Here is an 18,178-nt window from a genome sequence, read left to right as displayed (position 1 = left end):
CGCGTTCCGGACGGTTACTACCCGGCGTTCGCCGCCTTCACCAGTGCGCCCTTGGTGACGGCACCGACGTAGACCTTGCCGTCGTCCGTGATCAGCGCGTTGATCAGGCGCGTGGAGAAGACCGTGCCCTTGCCGAACTTGCCGGTCACCTGGTCGCCCAGCGAGCCGAGCATGCCGCCGAGGTCTCCGCTGCCGGAGCCCGACGGGGCGCCGCCCTTGCCGCCGGTGTCGAAGGTGGCGATGGAGTTCCAGCCCTTGCCGAGCACCTTCGGGCCCTCCTTGGCGAAGTCCCCCCGGCCGTCCTTGGCGAGGTCCTTCTGCGAGGGCATTCCGGGCAGGAGGCCGTGCTCGGGCGCCTTGGCGCCGTCGTGTGCCGCGTCCTTCTCGTCGGTGACCTTCGCGCCCTTGGGCGGGGTGAAGGCGAAGGTCGAGGCGGCCGGCCTGGTGAAGCTCACCTGGGTGAAGCCCGCGTCCACGACGGCGGCGCCGCCGCTCGCCGGGGTCAGCGTGAACTTCAGCGGCAGCCCGGTCTTCGCGTCCACCGCGACGCTGATCGCACCGACCGTGGTCCCCGACTGCTTCGGCTTCACGACCAGCTTGTAGGCGTCCCGGCCGGCCACCCGCGCCGTGCCGTCGACCGTCACCGACGTGGTGTCGTCGACCGACTTCAGGGCCTGGTCGGCGAAGTCCTTCGGCGTGGCGGGGACCTGGTCGTGCCGCCTGCCGCCGTCCTGGGAGGCGGTGCCGTGGTAGACCTCGTTCGACTTGCTGTCGTAGCCCCAGACGTCCTTGCCGTTGTGGACGAGGCTGTATTCGGCGGCGCGCTCGATCAGCGACACCTTCTGCCGGTCCTCGCCGTCGGACGCGACGCGCAGGGTGTGCGTGCCGGAGGCCAGCTCGGTCAGCCTGGACGTCGGGTCGGCCGACGAACCGTCACCGCTGCCGGCCGCACGGGAGGCGAGGCCGCTCTCCAGGCCGCCCAGGTCCGGCAGACCGAGGTCCGTGCTGACCTTCACCGTCCCCGAGAGCTGCTGGACGTCCGACTTGGCGATTTTCTCGATGAGTTGCTGCGCGGTGATCTTCGGCAGGTCGGGGTCGCCGGAGTCGGCGAGCGCCGGGACCAGCCCGATGGTCGCCGCCGCGACCCCCACCACCGCGGCCGGTACGACGTAGCGCGCGGCCCTGCGCCGTCCCGAGCGCAGTTCGTCGGCGTCCTCGAGGCCGGTGCTGTCGTCGGATTCGTACGGTGCCATCTGTGCCTTACCTCCGTCGTCGGCGGCGGCTGCTCGTCCGCGCTCTCCCCGGTGCTCCCGGCATCGCGCGAGCGGGGCGGTGCACCCACCACCCCGAGCCGCCATTCTCACCCGAATCGGTGAGGAGTGGTGTTGTCCGTGTGTTCCATCTGACCAAATCGGCCGTGAGGATGCGTCAGACCGCGGACTCAACTCCGCCTACGCCTGGGGTATGACGCCGGAGGGCTGCGTCTCCGCCGCCCCGTAGGGGGTGGTACGGAGCGGCGGGGCGGGGCGGGGTGGGGGCGAGGCGCCCCGGGACGGCAGGGAGCACCGACTGTGCCGACGCTGCCTGCACCGGCTTCCCGGGACTCGTTACGACAGGGGCCTGCCGTGAGATCGAGGGCTCAGCTCCGCAGGTGGGGGCGTCGCTAGCCGGCCCGGTGCACCACCGCGTCGCACAGCTCCATCAGCGCCGCCTTGGCGTCGCACTCCCGCAGCGGGGCCAGCGCGGCCCGCGCGTCCTCCGCGTACCGCACGGTGTCCTTGCGGGCCTGCTCCAGCGCCGGGTGGGTGCGCAGCGCCGCCAGCGCCTCCGCGAGCCGGTCGTCGTCGGTCAGGTCGGAGTCCAGCAGCTCGCACAGCGCGACGTCCTCCGCCAGACCGAGCCGCGCCGCCCGCTCCCGCAGCCGCAGCACCGGAAGTGTCGCGACCCCCTCCCGGAGGTCCGTCCCCGGCGTCTTGCCCGACTCGTGCGAGTCCGAGGCGATGTCCAGCACGTCGTCCGCCAGCTGGAAGGCGACGCCGAGCCGCTCCCCGTACTGCGTCAGCACGTCCACGACGTTCTCGTCGGCCCCGGACATCATCGCCCCGAACCGGCAGGACACCGCGACCAGCGATCCGGTCTTGCCGCTCAGCACGTCCAGGTAGTGATCGACCGGGTCGCGGCCGTCCTGCGGCCCCGCCGTCTCCAGGATCTGCCCGGTGACCAGCCGCTCGAACGCCACGGCCTGCACGCGCACCGCCTCCGGACCGAGATCGGCGAGGATCTGCGAGGCCCGGGCGAACAGGAAGTCGCCGGTCAGGACGGCGACCGAGTTCCCCCAGCGGGTGTTCGCGCTGGCCACTCCACGGCGCACCGCGGCCTCGTCCATCACGTCGTCGTGGTACAGCGTCGCCAGGTGGGTGAGCTCCACGACCACGGCCGACGGCACGATCCCCGGCGCCTCCGGGTCACCGAACTGCGCCGCGAGCATCACGAGCAGCGGCCGGAACCGCTTCCCGCCCGCCCGTACGAGGTGCTGGGCGGCCTCCGTGATGAAGGGGACCTCGCTCTTGGTGGCCTCGAGCAGCCCTTCCTCGACAGCCGCCAATCCGGCCTGGACATCGGCTTCCAGAGCCTGGTCCCGCACGCTCAGCCCGAACGGCCCGACGACGGTCACGAGGGGTCTCCTGTCTGCTGGTGTCTGCTGGCGATTACACGGTTTGTCGATAGGTCGCTGCCCTCACTCAAGTCAGCGTATCCGGTCACGTTTCGATCACCGCTAGCGCCCACCTATACAGGCCAGGCGGTATCGGATCACGCCCGGTATGCAAGTGATCCATACATATGACCGCATAAATATCGACTCGCCCCTTTCGATCCCCCCGCACCACGTTCATACACACCCGTACGCCACCCTCCCGCCGAACGACTCGCACCGCGGCACACTCGTGGCACCCGGGTGACACGCGAGCCATCCGCCGACGACGTCCGGCACCGCCCGGATGGATAGGCGCGACGAAGTCCGATTAGTCCACCTTGCTGCCTCAAATCCCCTTGGTCGCAATTGCTCTTCGCCGACTTAAACCGTGAGTTGGGTCACACGATCCCCTCACCTTCCCTCCGGTCGCATACCCGCGCTTCCCCTTTCCTCGCAGGCGAGTTGACCCTGTGCGAACGCAAAGGATCAAGTACCTCATTAGCCGCACATCAAGGTCAATAGGGACGAGCTGTGAATCGCCTACTTGTTCAGGACATGTGCTCTCGCATACGTTCCGGGCCACCGGGCGGACGCCGAATCCTGCCGCCGCCCATGAACCCATCGAACGAACCACGCATGGCAGGAGCGGGGGACCCAGGTAAGTCGCCGGGCCGGACGCCGTACGTCGCACACCGCATGTCGTACGCCGCGCCGGAACGGCTCGGGGTGAAGCCGTGCCCTCAGGGGCCACGGCCGGGCGCCTCCCCGCCCGAACCCGACAGCTCACCTCGCAGGCGACGGAGAGGAATTCACCATGCCTGCCCAGGGTCTGCTCCGCCGTCCCCGCGCCACCCGCCTCGCCCGCGCCCTCGCCGCCGTCGGCACCGGTGCCGCCGTGCTCGCCCTCCCGCTCATCGGCGCGACCAACGCGTCCGCGGCCACCACCTCCGCCCCCGTCACCGCGAGCACACTCGGGTACCCGAACAACCTCGACGGCTGGATCCGCGCGTCGCTCCGGGTCATGGCCAACAAGGGCATCCCGGGCACGTACAACGGCATCCACCGCAACGTCATGCGCGAGTCCTCCGGCAACCCGCTGGCCATCAACCTCTGGGACTCCAACGCGCTCGCGGGCATCCCGTCCAAGGGCCTGCTCCAGGTCATCGACCCGACGTTCACCGCCTACCACGTGCCCGGCACGGCGTGGAACATCTACGACCCGGTCGCCAACATCACGGCCGCCTGCAAGTACGCGGCCACCCGCTACGGCTCCATCGACAACGTCTTCGGCGCCTACTGACGGACGCCGGTGGGCGCTCCAGCGGCGCCCACCGGCCGCCGGGGCGGGCACCCAGCGGCACCCGAGGTGCCAACGGCGGGCGGAGGCCTCCCGGAGCGCCTACCGCCCCGGGAACAACCGGTCGAGGACGACGGCGATGCCGTCGTCCTCGTTCGACAAGGTGATCTCGTCGGCGACCGCCTTGAGTTCGGGGTGGGCGTTGGCCATGGCGACACCGTGGGCGGCCCACTGGAACATGGGGACGTCGTTCGGCATGTCACCGAAGGCGAGGGCGTGTTCACCGCTCAGCCCCAGGTGTTCGGCGGCCATGGCCAGCCCGGTCGCCTTGGTGATGCCGCAGGGCTGGAGCTCGACGGTTCCCGGGCCCGACATGGTGACCGTCGCCAGGGAGCCGACCACCCCGCGCGCGACCGCCGCCAACTCGTCGTCGGACAGCACGGGGTGGCGCAGCAGCACCTTGCTGATGGGCGCGCTCCACAGGTCGTCGCGCCGGTCGACCCGCACGGCGGGCAGCGTCGGGTGCGGCATGAGATACCCGGGCTCGGTCAGCGTCAGCCCGTCCACCCCGTCCTGGTCGACCGCCGCGTACACCTGCCCCACCTCGGCCTCGATCTTGCCGAGCGCGGTCTCGGCCGGCTCCCGGTCCAGGGTGACCGACCACAGCAGGCGGTTCGCCCCGGCGTCGTAGAGCTGCGCGCCCTGGCCGCACACCGCGAGGCCCGTGGTGCCCAGGGCGTCGAGCAGCGGCCGCACCCTCGGCGCCGGCCGCCCGGTCACCACGAGGTGCCGGGAACCCGCGGCCGCCACCCGCGCGAGCGCGGCGAGGGACCGCTCGGACGGGGTGTCGTCGCCGCGCAGCAGCGTTCCGTCCAGGTCAGTGGCGATGAGGGCATATGCGAGGGAGGCGGCCATGATCAGAGAATACGGATCCGCCGCGCCGCCGACTCGACGGGAACCGGACGACGACGGCCGCCGCCTCATTCCCGCCCGCACCTCCTGAACTCCTTTGTATGCGGCGGTTCTTCATCCCGTGCCGGTCCACGCGGCCGTGCGGGGCGTGAGGGCGACGCGGCAGCGGCCGGGAGTGAGGGTGAGCGAGATCACGGCACCACTCCCCGCCCCCGCACCGCTTCCCCTGCACCCCTCACGCCCCGCGCAGTCAGCTCCACACCGCTCCGGGGGCGTGTGCTCAGCCGTGTGATCCCGCCAGGTGGGCGGCCAGCCTCGGGGAGGCGAACTCCGTCCCGCACACGAAGCGCATCACGGGCCCGTAGGAGGCGGCCGCGGGCAGACCCGTGAAGTAGAGACCGGGAACCGAGGAGACGTACCCGGCACCCAGCTTCGGGGTGCCGCGGCTCACCGCCAGTTCGGCACGCAGTTCATGGCCGAGGAAGTCCATGGCAGCGATGTCGACGCGATAGCCGGTCGCGGCTATGACGTGGTCCGCGGTGAGGTCCCGCGTACCGCCGCCGAGAGTGCGCACGGTCAGCGTCGGGCGGCCGTCCCCGATCTCGGCGCGGACGATGGCGGCGACCTCCTGGACCGGCACCTCGCCCTCGAAGCGGTCCCGCAGCCACCACGCGCCGAGCGGTCCGAGGACGCGGCGGACCAGGTAGTGACGGGTCCGGGCCGGGAGGTGGCGGTAGGGGTGCGGGTAATGGCTGAGGGCCCACAGGGACCAGGCGCGGCCGAAGGGCGACTCGGGGCGCAGTCGCGGCTGCCGCCACGGGGGCGCGCCGAAGGCGACCCTGCCGCGGCCCCGGGACACCAGTCGCACCCGCGCGCCGGCCTCCGCCGCGAGCGCCGCCGTCTCCAGCGCGGACTGGCCCGCGCCGACGACGACGAGTTCCTGGCCGGCGAACCGGGACAGGTCGTGATGCTGGGAACTGTGGGAGAGCGGGCCGGTCGGGGTGGGGCCGTCGGGCGCCGCCCCGGCCAGCTCCGGCGGCAGGTGGGCCAGGCCGGACAGGCCGGTCGCCACCACGACCGCGCGGGCGGCGAACTGCTCCCCCGAGTCCAGCTTCAGCTCGAATCCGCCGCCCGGCCGCCGGTCGGCCGACACCACCCGCACCCGCTCCAGGCCGGGCACCAGTCGCTGCTGGAACCACTCGCCGTAGGCGGTGAAGGTCTCGACCGGGATGATGTCCTCGTCCGTCACCAGCCGTCGTGTGCCGGCCGCGTCGCAGTAGTCGGCGAGGGTGTGGCCGCGCTGCGGGGCGTCGATGTTCGAGGCGGCCGGGGTCGACTTCAGCAGCATCCCGGCGGGCATGTGGTCGCGCCAGCTCACCATGGGTTTCCCGAAGACGCGGACCGGGATGCCGCGCCCTCGCAGATGCGCGGCGGTGGACAGGCCATACGGCCCGGCACCGATGACTGCTACCGGTTGGTTCACGAAGTCCCTCCCCAGGACGAACTGTTCGTCACTTCGTGGCCGGCCCGGCCAGCGGGCAGATGGGTGATCGAGCAGGTCAGCCACCCGAACCGGTGGTGCTGCCACGGCGGTTGGTCCGCCACAGCTGATAGAGGTGCTTCGCGCCCGGCCGCACGAAGCGCGCGAGCATCGTGAGGAACGGCAGTGGGTCGTCACCCGCGAACCAGGCCAGCTCCGTCCCGCTCGACCGGGCCGGCGCGTGCGGCGTGGTGTAGCCGCTGCGGCGGTAGGCGAGCAGGGCGGGCAGGTCGATGTTCTCCACGACGTACCGGTGGCCGGCCCGCTGTTCCCCGTCCGGAACGGCGCGTCCGGTCAGATCGAGGTGCATGGCCCGGACGACGTCCACCCCCGACTCGTTCTCGAAGAGCCGGAACTGGGCGCCCATGCGCGGGTTGAAGTCGAGGAGCTTGTACTGTCCGTCGCGCCGGTCGAAGCGCAGGTCCAGGTCGATGATGCCGCTGAAGCCGATCTGTTTGATGAAACGTGCGGCGAGGTCGGCGAGTTCCGGGTTGTCGACGACGTAGGCATGGGCGGTCATGCCCGCGTGCGGCGGCCAGGAGCGGACCTTCACGCCGGTGAACATCGCCAGCGGGGTCGAGTCCGCGCCGAAGTAGGCGTGCACGATCCAGTCCTCGGCCTCCTCCCGCGGAAGGTACTCCTGGAGGATCACCCCCGGCTCCTCGCCCCAGTCGCGGGCGAGCCTCAGCAGGCCCTCGCGGGTGGTGATCCGCGTGGTGCCGCTCACGGCCGGGCGGCTGCGCCGTACGAACGCCTCACGGTTCTTGGCCACCACCGGGAAGCGGGCCTTCTCGGCGAACGCGGCGATGTCGTCGTACGACCGCGGGAAGGCGGCCGCGGGGCTCGGGACCCCGTGTTCCCCGCACAGTTCGTGCAGCCCCTGCTTGCTGGCCAGGCGGCGCGGGAGGCGGGGGGCGACGGGCGGGAAGAGGAAGGGTCCCCCGAGCTCCTCCTGGTGCTCGGCGATCAGGACGGCGGCCTCCTCGTCGGTCGGGACGAGGACGGTGGGCCGGCCGATGCGGCGGCCGATCCGCAGCAGGCCCTCGACCAGACGGTCCGGCTCCTCCGTGCCCCTGGTGGGCCAGACGAACGCGCGGGTGAGGTAGCGGGAGGAGGCGGCTGGGGTGCAGCGGTCCTCCGTGATCGCGTACATGGGGATGCCCAGACGGCCCAGGCTGCGGATCGCGCCGACGCCTCCGTGGTGCAGCGGGTAGTCGCCGAACTTCACGATCAGGCCCGGCACATCACGGTCCGCCTCGAAAGGCACACCGGCGGCATTCCTGGCCACGGGTCCCCCCACGTGTCCCCCCTACGGAGCGGACCCACCCCGCCCGTCCCCCAAAGGACGCTAAGCCGGAATTGACTGCTCCGACAACCCCAAACCGGACATTGCAAACTCTTTAGGCACTGCCCAAGACGGCCAACTCAGCCGTAACGTGTGGCGCGACCACATGGAAGACGTCCCGTGCCCTGCGCGCACGAGAGAGCACGAGAGGAAGGCAAGCACTCCATGCTCCCCTTCGAGGTCCCCGAGGGCGACCCCTTCGGCCCGCACAACCTCCCCTACGGCGTCTTCTCCCGCGCCGGGTCGCAGAGTTCGCAGGCTCCGCAGAGTCCGCAGGGCTCGCAGGGCTCGCAGGAGAGGACCGTCGGTGTCCGGCTCGGCGACCACGTCCTCGACGCGGGCGCGGCGGCGCGGGCGCTCGGCTCGCCGTACGCCTCCCTGCTCGCCCGGCCCACACTCGGCCCGCTGCTGGCGGCGGGCCGCACCGCCTGGTCGGACGTCCGGCGGGCGCTGACGGCATGGGTGACGGTGCCGTCCCACCAGGAGGCCGTCGCGCCGTTCCTGTACCCGCTGGACTCGGTGACCCTGCACCTCCCCTTCGACGTCGCGGACTACGTCGACTTCTACGCCTCCGAGAACCACGCCCGGAACGTCGGCCAGATCTTCCGCCCCGACGCCCAGGACTCCCTCACGCCCAACTGGAAGCACCTGCCGATCGGCTACCACGGCCGCTCGGGCACGGTGGTGGTGTCGGGCACCGACGTCGTACGGCCGTCGGGCCAGCGCAAGGCCCCGTCCGACCCCGCGCCGGTCTTCGGGCCGTCCGTCCGGCTGGACATCGAGGCGGAGGTCGGCTTCGTGGTGGGCGTGCCCTCGCCGCTCGGCAGGCCGGTGCCGCTCGGCGACTTCCGCGAGCACGTCTTCGGGCTGTGCCTGCTGAACGACTGGTCCGCGCGTGACGTCCAGGCCTGGGAGTACGTCCCCCTCGGCCCGTTCCTCGGCAAGTCCTTCGCCACCTCGGTGTCGGCGTGGATCACCCCGCTGGACGCGCTGGAGGACGCCCGGGTCGCACCGCCGCGGCGCACCCACCCGCTCCTGCCGTACCTCGACGACGCCGATGAGGAGCCCGGCGGCTACGACCTGCGGATCTCCGTCGCGATCAACGGGCACGTGGTGTCCGAGCCCCCCTTCTCCACCATGTACTGGACGGCGGCGCAGCAACTCGCCCACATGACGGTCAACGGCGCCTCGCTGCGCACCGGGGACCTGTACGGCTCCGGCACCGTCAGCGGCCCCGAGCCCGCCCAGCGCGGCTCCCTGCTGGAGCTGACGTGGAACGGCCGTGACCCCCTTGAACTGCCCGACGGCAAGCGCACGTTCCTGGAGGACGGCGACGTGGTGACCCTGACGGCCTGGGCACCGGGGCCGGACGGCGTCCGGGTGGGCCTCGGGGAGGTGACCGGGCGCATCGTGGCCGGCTGACCGGTCCGGACCCACGTGCGGAGGACGGACTCCTGGGCGAGGCCGGGACGTCCGCGAAAGCAGAGACCTGCGCGAGGTACGCAAGGCCAAGACGTACGCCGGGCGGACACGTGGGGGCGGTGGGGTGCGGGAATCGGTTGCCGCCGAACCCTCACCCCCGCCGCCCGACGCCGTCATACTGACGGCAGGCCGTGCGCGCACCGCGCCGGCCGCCCCCACAACACGACCCGACACCCGCCCACCTCCGATCAGGATGCGGAGTCCGTGGCATGACCGTCTGCCTGCTCCTGCTGAGCGTCGTCGCCCTGACGGCCGCCGTGCCGGCACCCCGCGCGCTGACCCGGGCCGCCTGGCCCGAGCGGGAACCGGTCGTCGCGCTGTGGGTGTGGCAGTGCCTGGTCGCGACCGTTCTGCTGTGCTGTCTGACCGCCCTCGTCCTGGGGGCCGCGGCCGTCTTCCACACCGTCCGCGACCGGGTCTTCGCCCCCGCGCCGCCCGCGGTGACCGCCGCGTACGACCTCTCGGCCACCCCGCTCTGGTCGGCCGCCCTCACCCTGCTGCTGGCCTGCGGCGCCGCCTGGACCGCGGCGATGCTCGCACGGGAGGTCGCCGAGGCGCGTCGGCGCCGCGGCCGGGCCCGTGCACACCTGCGTGAACGCGCCCCCGACCTGCCCGCGGGCCTGCCGCCGAGCCGCGGCCCCCTGCTGGTGCTGGAGGACGAGTACCCCGACGCCTGGTGGATGCCCGGCCACCCGCCGCAGCTCGTGGTCACCACCGGTGCCCTGCACCGTCTCACCGGCCATCAGCTCGACGCGGTGCTCGCCCACGAACGCGGTCACGCCCGCGCCCACCACGACTGGCTGCTGCATCTGTCGACGGCCCTGGCGACCGGCTTCCCGCGTGTGCCGCTGTTCTCCCACTTCTGCGACCAGACCCACCGGCTGGTCGAACTCGCCGCGGACGACACGGCGTCACGCCGCCACGGCCATCTGACCACGGCCCTGGCCCTGATCGAGCTCAACCAGCACCGCGGGGTCCTCTCCTGCGCCTCCAGCCACCGCCTGCTCGGCGAGCGCGTGGACCGCCTCCTGGAACCCCCGCCCCGCCTGGGCCGCCGGCACCGCGCCCTGACGACGACAGCGGCGGCGCTGGTGCCCCTGCTGCCTCTGCTGATCACTTTCGCTCCGGGGCTGACGGCACTGGGGTGACGGTCCTGGACTGACGGGGCACGGACGCTCAAGGTCCTGGACTGACGGGGCTCGGACGCTCAAGGTCCTGGACTGACGGGGCTCGGACAGAGGGGCTCGGCCGGCGCCCTCGGACTCCCCCTGCGGGCGAGTCGGAGAAGAGGCCGTGGACGCCTCAGACCGTCCCGGCGGGGGTCATATCCAGTCGTCCGGCCCCCCGGGCTCGCCCGGCTCCGGCTCGGACTCCGGCCAGTCCTCGTCCGCCGTCGTGGGGGACCTGCGGGCGGCGGCCCGGTCCGGGCCGTGGCCGAGCGAGCCGGACTCGTACGGGCCTTCCCCGGACGGGCCGTCGCCGGACGGGCCTTCCCCGGACGGGCCTTCCCCGGACGGGCCTTCTACGGACGGGCCGTTCAGCGACTCGAGGACTTCCAGCACCCCTTCCCCGTACGTCGCGAGCTTCTTCTCGCCGACGCCGCCGACCGTGCCCAGTTGTGCCACCGACGTGGGCCAGACCGAGACGATCTCCCGGAGCGTGGCGTCGTGGAAGATGACGTACGCCGGGACGCCCTGTTCGCGGGCCTGTTCGGCGCGCCAGGCGCGCAGGGCCTCGAAGGCGGGCAGGAGTGCCTCGGGCAGCTCGGCCGCAGCCGCCTTCGGCTTGCGGTCGGAGCGGGTGGCCGATCCCCGCGACGCGGCCGGCTTCTTCGGGTCCTTGCGCAGCGGCACCTCCCGCTCCCGCCGCAGCACCGAGGCGCTCGCGTCGGTCAGCACCAGCGTGCCGTACTCCCCCTCGACCGCGAGCAGCCCCTGCGCCAGGAGCTGACGCACCACGCCCCGCCACTCGCCCTCGGTCAGCTCCTCACCGATGCCGAACACGGACAACTGGTCGTGGTCGAACTGGATCACCCGGCCGGTGCGCTTGCCGAGCAGGATGTCGATGATCTGGCCCGCGCCGAACTTCTGCCTCCGCTCCCTCTGCAGCCGTACCACCGTCGACAGCACCTTCTGGGCCGCGACCGTGCCGTCCCAGGTCTCCGGCGGTGTCAGGCAGCTGTCGCAGTTGCCGCAGCCCGCCGGGTCCGGGTCCTGGCCGAAGTAGGCGAGCAGCTGGCCGCGACGGCACCGCACCGTCTCGCACAGCGCGAGCATCGAGTCGAGGTGGGCCGCGGCCCGGCGGCGGAACGCCTCGTCGCCCTCGCCGGACTGGATCAGCTTGCGCTGCTGGATGACGTCGTTCAGCCCGTAGGCCATCCAGGCCGTGGAGGGCAGTCCGTCACGGCCGGCGCGGCCGGTCTCCTGGTAGTAGCCCTCGACCGACTTCGGCAGGTCCAGGTGGGCGACGAAGCGGACGTCCGGCTTGTCGATGCCCATGCCGAAGGCGATCGTGGCGACCACGACCAGGCCGTCCTCGCGCAGGAAGCGGGACTGGTGCGCCGCGCGGGTGCCCGCGTCGAGGCCCGCGTGGTAGGGGACCGCCTCGATGCCGTTGGCGGTGAGGAACTCGGCCGTCTTGTCCACCGAGTTGCGCGACAGGCAGTACACGATGCCCGCGTCGCCCGGGTGCTCCTCGCGCAGGAAGCTCAGCAGCTGCTTCCTGGGGTCCGTCTTGCCGACGATGCGGTACTGGATGTTGGGCCGGTCGAAGCTCGCCACGAAGTGACGGGCCTGCGGCATGTTCAGCCGCTGGGTGATCTCCTGGTGCGTCGCGCGGGTGGCGGTCGCCGTGAGCGCGATCCGCGGGACGTCCGGCCAGCGCTCGCCGAGCAGCGACAGGGCGAGGTAGTCGGGGCGGAAGTCGTGGCCCCACTGGGAGACGCAGTGGGCCTCGTCGATCGCGAAGACCGCGATCTTGCCCCGGGACAGCAGGTCCAGCGTGGCGTCCACGCGCAAGCGCTCCGGGGCGAGATAGAGCAGGTCGAGCTCGCCCGCCAGGAACTCCGCCTCCACCACGCGTCGCTCGTCGAAATCCTGGGTGGAGTTGATGAACCCGGCGCGCACGCCCAGCGCCCGCAGCGCGTCCACCTGGTCCTGCATCAGCGCGATCAGCGGCGAGACCACGATGCCCGTGCCGGGTCTGACCAGGGCGGGGATCTGGTAGCAGAGCGACTTGCCTCCGCCGGTGGGCATGAGCACGACTGCGTCGCCGCCCGCCACCACGTGTTCGATGACCGCTTCCTGCTCGCCCCGGAAGGCCTCGTATCCGAAGACACGATGCAGCGCGGCCAGCGCTTCACTCTGCGTCACTGGCATCTCGGTGATACCGCCCGTCCCGCCCATCGTCTCGTCCCCCGTACGTCGTCCCTCGACCACTGCCTCCACCATAGGGGCCGACACCGACAGCACCGCAGTTATCCACAGACCGCCCGGCACACTCCATGTCAAGGACACGATGGTCGTTCACGCGTTCGCGGGAGACCTGCCCGTTTCCGGCGGGCAGTCCGAATGCGCCGCGAGACTCAGTCCCCTGGGAGCACGGATCCAGGCACGGTTCGCCGAGGAAGGGTGATCCGCGCACACCCGCACACGCCGCTGCCCGGCACCTGATGATGATGCCGGGCAGAGTGCTGGGTGAAGGGTGGTTCAGCGGACGAAGACTCCTGCCTGGCTCGCCAGGTCCAGGAAGTACTGCGGGGCCACACCGAGTACGAGGGTGACCACCACGCCGAGGCCGATCGCGGTCATCGTCAGGGGTGACGGGACGGCCACCGTCGGGCCCTCGGGCCGCGGCTCGCTGAAGAACATCAGCACGATCACCCGGATGTAGAAGAACGCCGCGATCGCCGACGAGATCACACCGATCACGACCAGCGGAGCCGCGCCACCCTCGGCCGCCGCCTTGAACACGGCGAACTTTCCGGCGAAGCCGGAGGTCAGCGGAATGCCGGCGAAGGCCAGGAGGAACACCGCGAACACGGCCGCCACCAGCGGCGAGCGGCGGCCGAGACCGGCCCACTTGGACAGGTGCGTCGCCTCGCCGCCCGCGTCGCGCACCAGCGTCACCACGGCGAAGGCGCCGATCGTCACGAAGGAGTACGCGGCCAGGTAGAACAGGACGGAGGAGACACCGTCCTTCGAGGTCGCGATGACACCGGCGAGGATGAAGCCCGCGTGGGCGATCGACGAGTAGGCCAGCAGCCGCTTGATGTCGGTCTGCGTGATCGCGACGATCGCACCCACCAGCATGGTGACGATCGCGACGCCCCACATGACCGGACGCCAGTCCCAGCGCATGCCCGGCAGCACCACGTACAGCAGCCGCAGCAGCGCGCCGAAGGCCGCCACCTTGGTCGCCGCCGCCATGAACCCGGTCACCGGGGTCGGAGCGCCCTGGTACACGTCGGGCGTCCACATGTGGAACGGCACCGCGCCCACCTTGAACAGCAGGCCCATCACGATCATGGCCGCGCCGACGAGCAGCAGTGCGTCGTTGCCCATGGTGTTCGCCAGCGCCGGGTCGACGCTCGCCACGTTCCCGTCGACGACCTGCGCGATCGTCGCGTACGACACCGAACCCGCGTACCCGTACAGCAGCGCGATGCCGAACAGCGTGAACGCGGAGGCGAAGGCGCCGAGCAGGAAGTACTTGACCGCGGCCTCCTGCGAGAGCAGCCGCTTGCGGCGGGCCAGCGCGCACAGCAGGTACAGCGGCAGCGAGAAGACCTCCAGGGCCACGAACAGGGTCAGCAGGTCGTTGGCCGAAGGGAAGACCAGCATTCCGGCGACGGCGAAGAGGAGGAGCGGAAACGCCTCGGTGGTGGTGAATCCGGCCTTCACCGCGGCCTTCTCGCTGTCGCTGCCCGGCACGGACGCGGCCTGCGCGGCGAAGGAGTCGACCCGGTTGCCGTGCGCGACCGGGTCCAGCCGCCGCTCGGCGAAGGTGAACAGGCCCACCAGGCCCGCCAGCAGGATGGTGCCCTGCAGGAAGAGCGACGGGCCGTCGACCGCGATGGCACCCATCGCCGCGATGTGCGCCTTGGTGGTGCCGTATCCGCCGGCCGCCAGCGCGATCACCGCGGCGAAGGCGGCGGCGAGTGCGACGGCGGAGACGAACAGCTGGGCGAAATAACGCGACTTGCGCGGGACGAACGCCTCGACCAGCACCCCGATGATCGCCGCGCCCACGACGATCAGGGTGGGCGAGAGCTGCCCGTATTCGATCTTCGGCGCGTCGATCTTCGAGATCGGGTCGGCCGCGGTTGTCCACAGGCTGTGGACGGCTGCTGCGCTCACTTGGCCGCCTCCACCTCGGGCTTGGGGTCGGTCTGGTGTACGTCCGACATGGTCTGTTTGACCGCCGGATTGACGATGTCCGTGACGGGCTTCGGGTAGACGCCCAGGAAGATCAGCAGCACGATCAGCGGGGCTACCACCACCAGCTCCCGCACCCGCAGGTCCGGCATCGCGGAGACCTCCGGCTTCACCGGGCCGGTCATCGTCCGCTGGTAGAGGACGAGGGTGTACAGCGCGGCGAGCACGATGCCGAAGGTGGCGATGATCCCGATCACCGGGTAGCGGGTGAACGTGCCGACCAGTACCAGGAACTCACTGACGAACGGCGCCAGACCCGGCAGCGACAGGGTCGCCAGACCGCCGATCAGGAAGGTGCCGGCGAGCACCGGGGCGACCTTCTGCACGCCGCCGTAGTCGGCGATGAGCCGGGAGCCGCGCCGGGAGATCAGGAATCCGGCGACCAGCATCAGCGCGGCCGTCGAGATGCCGTGGTTGACCATGTAGAGCGTCGCCCCGGACTGGCCCTGGCTGGTCATCGCGAAGATGCCCATGATGATGAAGCCGAAGTGCGAGATCGACGCGTACGCCACCAGGCGCTTGATGTCCCGCTGGCCCACCGCGAGCAGCGCCCCGTAGACGATGCTGACGAGCGCCAGGACGAGGATGACGGGCGTCGCCCACTTGCTGGCCTCCGGGAAGAGCTGGAGGCAGAAGCGGAGCATCGCGAACGTGCCCACCTTGTCGACGACCGCCGTGATGAGCACGGCGACCGGCGCCGTGGACTCCTGCATGGCGTTGGGCAGCCAGGTGTGCAGCGGCCACAGCGGCGCCTTCACCGCGAAGGCGAAGAAGAAGCCGAGGAACAGCCAGCGTTCGGTGCCGGTCGCCATGTGCAGCGAGCCGTTGGCGCGGGCCTGCACGATCTCGGTGAGCGAGAAGTTCCCGGCGACCACGTACAGGCCGATCACCGCGGCCAGCATGATCAGACCGCCGACCAGGTTGTAGAGGAGGAACTTGACGGCCGCGTACGACCGCTGCGTCGACGCCGCCTCCTCGCCCCGCGCCGCGGTAGCGGCAGATCGATACGCGCCGTGGGCACGGTCGCCGAAGCCGCCGATGAGGAAGTACATCGGGATGAGCATGGCTTCGAAGAAGATGTAGAAGAGGAAGACGTCGGTGGCCTCGAAGGAGAGGATCACCATCGCCTCGACGGCGAGAATGAGAGCGAAGTAGCCCTGAGTCGGCCGCCACCGCCTGTTGCCCGTCTCTTCCGGATCCGCGTCGTGCCAGCCCGCGAGGATCACGAACGGCATCAGCAGGGCGGTCAGCGCGACGAGCGCCACCGCGATGCCGTCCACGCCCAGTTCGTACCTCACCCCGAAGTCCGCGATCCACGCGTGGGACTCGGTGAGCTGGTAGCGGGCGCCGCCCGGGTCGAAGCGGACCAGGACCATGGCGGCCAGGGCGAGCGTGGCGAGGGAGACGACCAGCGCCAGCCACTTGGCGGCAGTGCGCCGCGCGGCCGGGACGGCGGCCGTGGCGACCGCCCCGATGGCCGGGAGCACCGCCGTCGCTGTCAGCAGAGGAAAGGACATCGGTATCAGACCGCCCTCATCAGCAGGGTCGCGGCGACGAGGAGTGCCGCACCGCCGAACATCGAGACCGCGTAGGAGCGCGCGAAGCCGTTCTGCATCCGGCGCATCCGTCCGGACAGGCCGCCGACCGAGGCCGCCGTGCCGTTGACGACGCCGTCGACCAGGGTGTGGTCGACGTACACCAGGGACCGCGTCAGGTGCTCGCCGCCGCGGACGAGGACGACGTGGTTGAAGTCGTCCTGGAGCAGGTCGCGCCGGGCGGCCCGGGTGAGCAGCGACCCGCGCGGGGCGACGTCCGGGACCGGCTTGCGGCCGTACTGGGCGTAGGCGATGGCGACGCCCACGACCAGGCAGAACACGGTGGCGCCGGTGACGGTCAGGGCACTGACCGGCGAGTTCCCCTCGCTGTGCCCGGTGACCGGCTCCAGCCAGTGCAGGAAGCGGTCGCCGAGGTGGAAGAAGAAGCCGGCGAAGACCGATCCGACGGCCAGCACGATCATGGGGATCGTCATGACCTTGGGCGACTCGTGCGGGTGGGGTACGGCATGGTCGCCGTGCTCCTCGGCCGCCGGTTCCACTCCGGGCTCGGCAGGGGACGGCGTCGGCCGGTTCCTCCAACGCTCCTCCCCGAAGAAGGTCATCAGCATCACGCGCGTCATGTAGTACGCGGTGATGGCCGCGCCGAGGAGGGCCGTGCCGCCGAGGATCCAGCCCTGGGTGCCGCCCTTGGCGAAGGCCGCCTCGATGATCGCGTCCTTGGAGTAGAAGCCGGACAGGAACGGGAAGCCGATGATGGCGAGGTAGCCGAGGCCGAAGGTGATGAACGTGATGGGCATGTACGTGCGCAGGCCGCCGTAACGGCGCATGTCCACCTCGTCGTTCATGCCGTGCATGACCGAACCGGCGCCGAGGAACAGCCCGGCCTTGAAGAAGCCGTGCGTCACCAGGTGCATGATGGCGAAGACGTAGCCGATGGGGCCGAGGCCCGCGGCGAGCACCATGTAGCCGATCTGCGACATGGTCGAGCCGGCCAGCGCCTTCTTGATGTCGTCCTTCGCGCAACCGACGATCGCACCGAACAGGAGCGTGACGGCGCCGACGACGGTGACGACGAGTTGTGCGTCGGGGGCGAGGTTGAAGATCGCGGCGGAGCGGACGATCAGGTAGACGCCCGCGGTCACCATGGTCGCCGCGTGGATGAGGGCGGAGACCGGGGTCGGGCCCTCCATCGCGTCCCCGAGCCAGGACTGCAGCGGCACCTGGGCGGACTTGCCGCAGGCGGCGAGCAGCAGCATCAGACCGATGGCGGTGAGCCTGCCCTCGGAGGTGTCGCCGGCGTGGCTGAACACCGGCCCGAAGGCGAAGGATCCGAACGTCGTGAACATCAGCATGATCGCGATCGACAGTCCCATGTCGCCGACGCGGTTGACCAGGAAGGCCTTCTTCGCCGCGGTGGCCGCGCTGGGCTTGTGCTGCCAGAAGCCGATCAGCAGGTAGGAGGCGAGACCGACGCCCTCCCAGCCGACGTACAGCAACAGGTAGTTGTCGGCGAGGACGAGCAGCAGCATCGCCGCGAGGAAGAGGTTCAGATAGCCGAAGAAGCGGCGGCGGCGCTCGTCGTGCTCCATGTACCCGACCGAGTACAGGTGGATCAGCGAGCCGACGCCGGTGATCAGCAGCACGAACGTCATCGACAGCTGGTCGAGGCGGAAGGTGACGTCCGCCTGGAAGCTCTCGACGGGGATCCAGGTGAAGAGGTGCTGGATCAGGGTGCGGTGTTCGGGGTCCTTGCCGAGCAGGTCGGCGAAGAGGACCAGGCCGATCACGAAGGAGGCGGCCGACAGGAGCGTGCCGAGCCAGTGGCCCACGGCGTCGAGACGCCGGCCGCCGACCAGGAGGACGGCCGCTCCGAGCAGGGGCGCCGCGATGAGCAGCGCAATCAGGTTGTCCACGAT

At 71.1% G+C, this 18,178-nt stretch carries 12 protein-coding genes and 1 riboswitch; of the genes, 3 read left to right on the top strand and 9 right to left on the bottom strand.

Going from position 1 to position 18,178, the window contains the following annotated elements:
• Positions 1–17: 17 nt before the first annotated feature.
• Together ACF1A5_RS00685 and ACF1A5_RS00680 are read right to left on the bottom strand one after the other, a co-directional pair.
• Positions 18–1,253, bottom strand: coding sequence for an outer membrane lipoprotein carrier protein LolA (locus ACF1A5_RS00685; protein WP_392190654.1), 1,236 nt, complete (start codon positions 1,251–1,253; stop codon positions 18–20).
• Positions 1,254–1,663: 410 nt separating this feature from the next.
• Positions 1,664–2,674, bottom strand: a complete 1,011-nt coding sequence (locus ACF1A5_RS00680) for a polyprenyl synthetase family protein (RefSeq protein ID WP_392190653.1) — start codon at positions 2,672–2,674, stop codon at positions 1,664–1,666.
• A gap of 701 nt (positions 2,675–3,375) precedes the next feature.
• Positions 3,376–3,505: riboswitch (cyclic di-AMP (ydaO/yuaA leader) on the top strand.
• A gap of 4 nt (positions 3,506–3,509) precedes the next feature.
• On the opposite strand from ACF1A5_RS00680, the gene ACF1A5_RS00675 reads away from it, so the two are divergent.
• The gene (locus ACF1A5_RS00675) at positions 3,510–3,995 is read left to right on the top strand and encodes a transglycosylase SLT domain-containing protein (protein WP_392190652.1); all 486 of its coding nucleotides are present in this window, start codon (positions 3,510–3,512) and stop codon (positions 3,993–3,995) included.
• A gap of 99 nt (positions 3,996–4,094) precedes the next feature.
• Here ACF1A5_RS00675 and ACF1A5_RS00670 read toward each other — a convergent pair whose 3' ends face one another.
• From ACF1A5_RS00670 to ACF1A5_RS00660, 3 genes are all read right to left on the bottom strand, one after another.
• Entirely contained in the window at positions 4,095–4,907 is an 813-nt protein-coding gene (locus ACF1A5_RS00670) for an HAD family hydrolase (RefSeq protein WP_392190651.1), read from the bottom strand.
• 277 nt (positions 4,908–5,184) lie between these two features.
• Entirely contained in the window at positions 5,185–6,387 is a 1,203-nt protein-coding gene (locus ACF1A5_RS00665; RefSeq protein ID WP_392190650.1) for an FAD-dependent oxidoreductase, read from the bottom strand.
• A gap of 76 nt (positions 6,388–6,463) precedes the next feature.
• Complete coding sequence (locus ACF1A5_RS00660) at positions 6,464–7,711, bottom strand: ATP-grasp domain-containing protein (RefSeq protein ID WP_392190649.1); 1,248 nt, start codon at positions 7,709–7,711, stop codon at positions 6,464–6,466.
• A 243-nt stretch (positions 7,712–7,954) separates the two neighbouring features.
• On the opposite strand from ACF1A5_RS00660, the gene fahA reads away from it, so the two are divergent.
• A complete protein-coding gene (gene fahA / locus ACF1A5_RS00655) occupies positions 7,955–9,211 on the top strand; it encodes a fumarylacetoacetase (RefSeq protein WP_392190648.1) in 1,257 nt (418 codons plus the stop codon).
• Between the two features lie 269 nt (positions 9,212–9,480).
• Entirely contained in the window at positions 9,481–10,419 is a 939-nt protein-coding gene (locus tag ACF1A5_RS00650; RefSeq protein ID WP_392190647.1) for a M56 family metallopeptidase, read from the top strand.
• Positions 10,420–10,593: 174 nt separating this feature from the next.
• Here the strand turns inward: ACF1A5_RS00650 and recQ are convergent, their stop codons facing one another.
• The 4 genes from recQ to nuoL form a co-directional block, all read right to left on the bottom strand.
• Complete coding sequence (gene recQ / locus ACF1A5_RS00645; protein WP_392191183.1) at positions 10,594–12,675, bottom strand: DNA helicase RecQ; 2,082 nt, start codon at positions 12,673–12,675, stop codon at positions 10,594–10,596.
• A 303-nt stretch (positions 12,676–12,978) separates the two neighbouring features.
• Positions 12,979–14,628, bottom strand: coding sequence for an NADH-quinone oxidoreductase subunit NuoN (gene nuoN / locus ACF1A5_RS00640; protein ID WP_392190646.1), 1,650 nt, complete (start codon positions 14,626–14,628; stop codon positions 12,979–12,981).
• Complete coding sequence (locus tag ACF1A5_RS00635; protein WP_392190645.1) at positions 14,625–16,223, bottom strand: NADH-quinone oxidoreductase subunit M; 1,599 nt, start codon at positions 16,221–16,223, stop codon at positions 14,625–14,627. Before ACF1A5_RS00635 ends, nuoN begins: the two co-directional genes overlap by 4 nt.
• 5 nt (positions 16,224–16,228) lie before the next feature.
• Positions 16,229–18,175 (bottom strand): NADH-quinone oxidoreductase subunit L, encoded by a 1,947-nt coding sequence (gene nuoL / locus ACF1A5_RS00630; protein ID WP_392190644.1) that lies wholly within the window; start codon positions 18,173–18,175, stop codon positions 16,229–16,231.
• Between the last annotated feature and the right edge of the window lie 3 nt (positions 18,176–18,178).

Origin of the sequence: Streptomyces sp. NPDC014864 (genome assembly GCF_043081525.1) — a bacterium.
GTDB lineage: Bacteria > Actinomycetota > Actinomycetes > Streptomycetales > Streptomycetaceae > Streptomyces.
The sequence above is the reverse complement of the archived record's forward strand: the minus strand, read 5'-3'. Positions and strand labels throughout refer to the sequence as shown.

What these genes read in the sequence shown, in the direction of transcription:
- ACF1A5_RS00685 (WP_392190654.1), bottom strand. Translation starts at nt 1,253, where the DNA reads ATGGCACCGTACGAATCCGACGACAGCACCGGCCTCGAGGACGCCGAC.
- ACF1A5_RS00675 (WP_392190652.1), top strand. Translation starts at nt 3,510, where the DNA reads ATGCCTGCCCAGGGTCTGCTCCGCCGTCCCCGCGCCACCCGCCTCGCC.
- ACF1A5_RS00670 (WP_392190651.1), bottom strand. Translation starts at nt 4,907, where the DNA reads ATGGCCGCCTCCCTCGCATATGCCCTCATCGCCACTGACCTGGACGGA.
- fahA (WP_392190648.1), top strand. Translation starts at nt 7,955, where the DNA reads ATGCTCCCCTTCGAGGTCCCCGAGGGCGACCCCTTCGGCCCGCACAAC.
- ACF1A5_RS00650 (WP_392190647.1), top strand. Translation starts at nt 9,481, where the DNA reads ATGACCGTCTGCCTGCTCCTGCTGAGCGTCGTCGCCCTGACGGCCGCC.
- recQ (WP_392191183.1), bottom strand. Translation starts at nt 12,675, where the DNA reads ATGGGCGGGACGGGCGGTATCACCGAGATGCCAGTGACGCAGAGTGAA.
- ACF1A5_RS00635 (WP_392190645.1), bottom strand. Translation starts at nt 16,223, where the DNA reads ATGTCCTTTCCTCTGCTGACAGCGACGGCGGTGCTCCCGGCCATCGGG.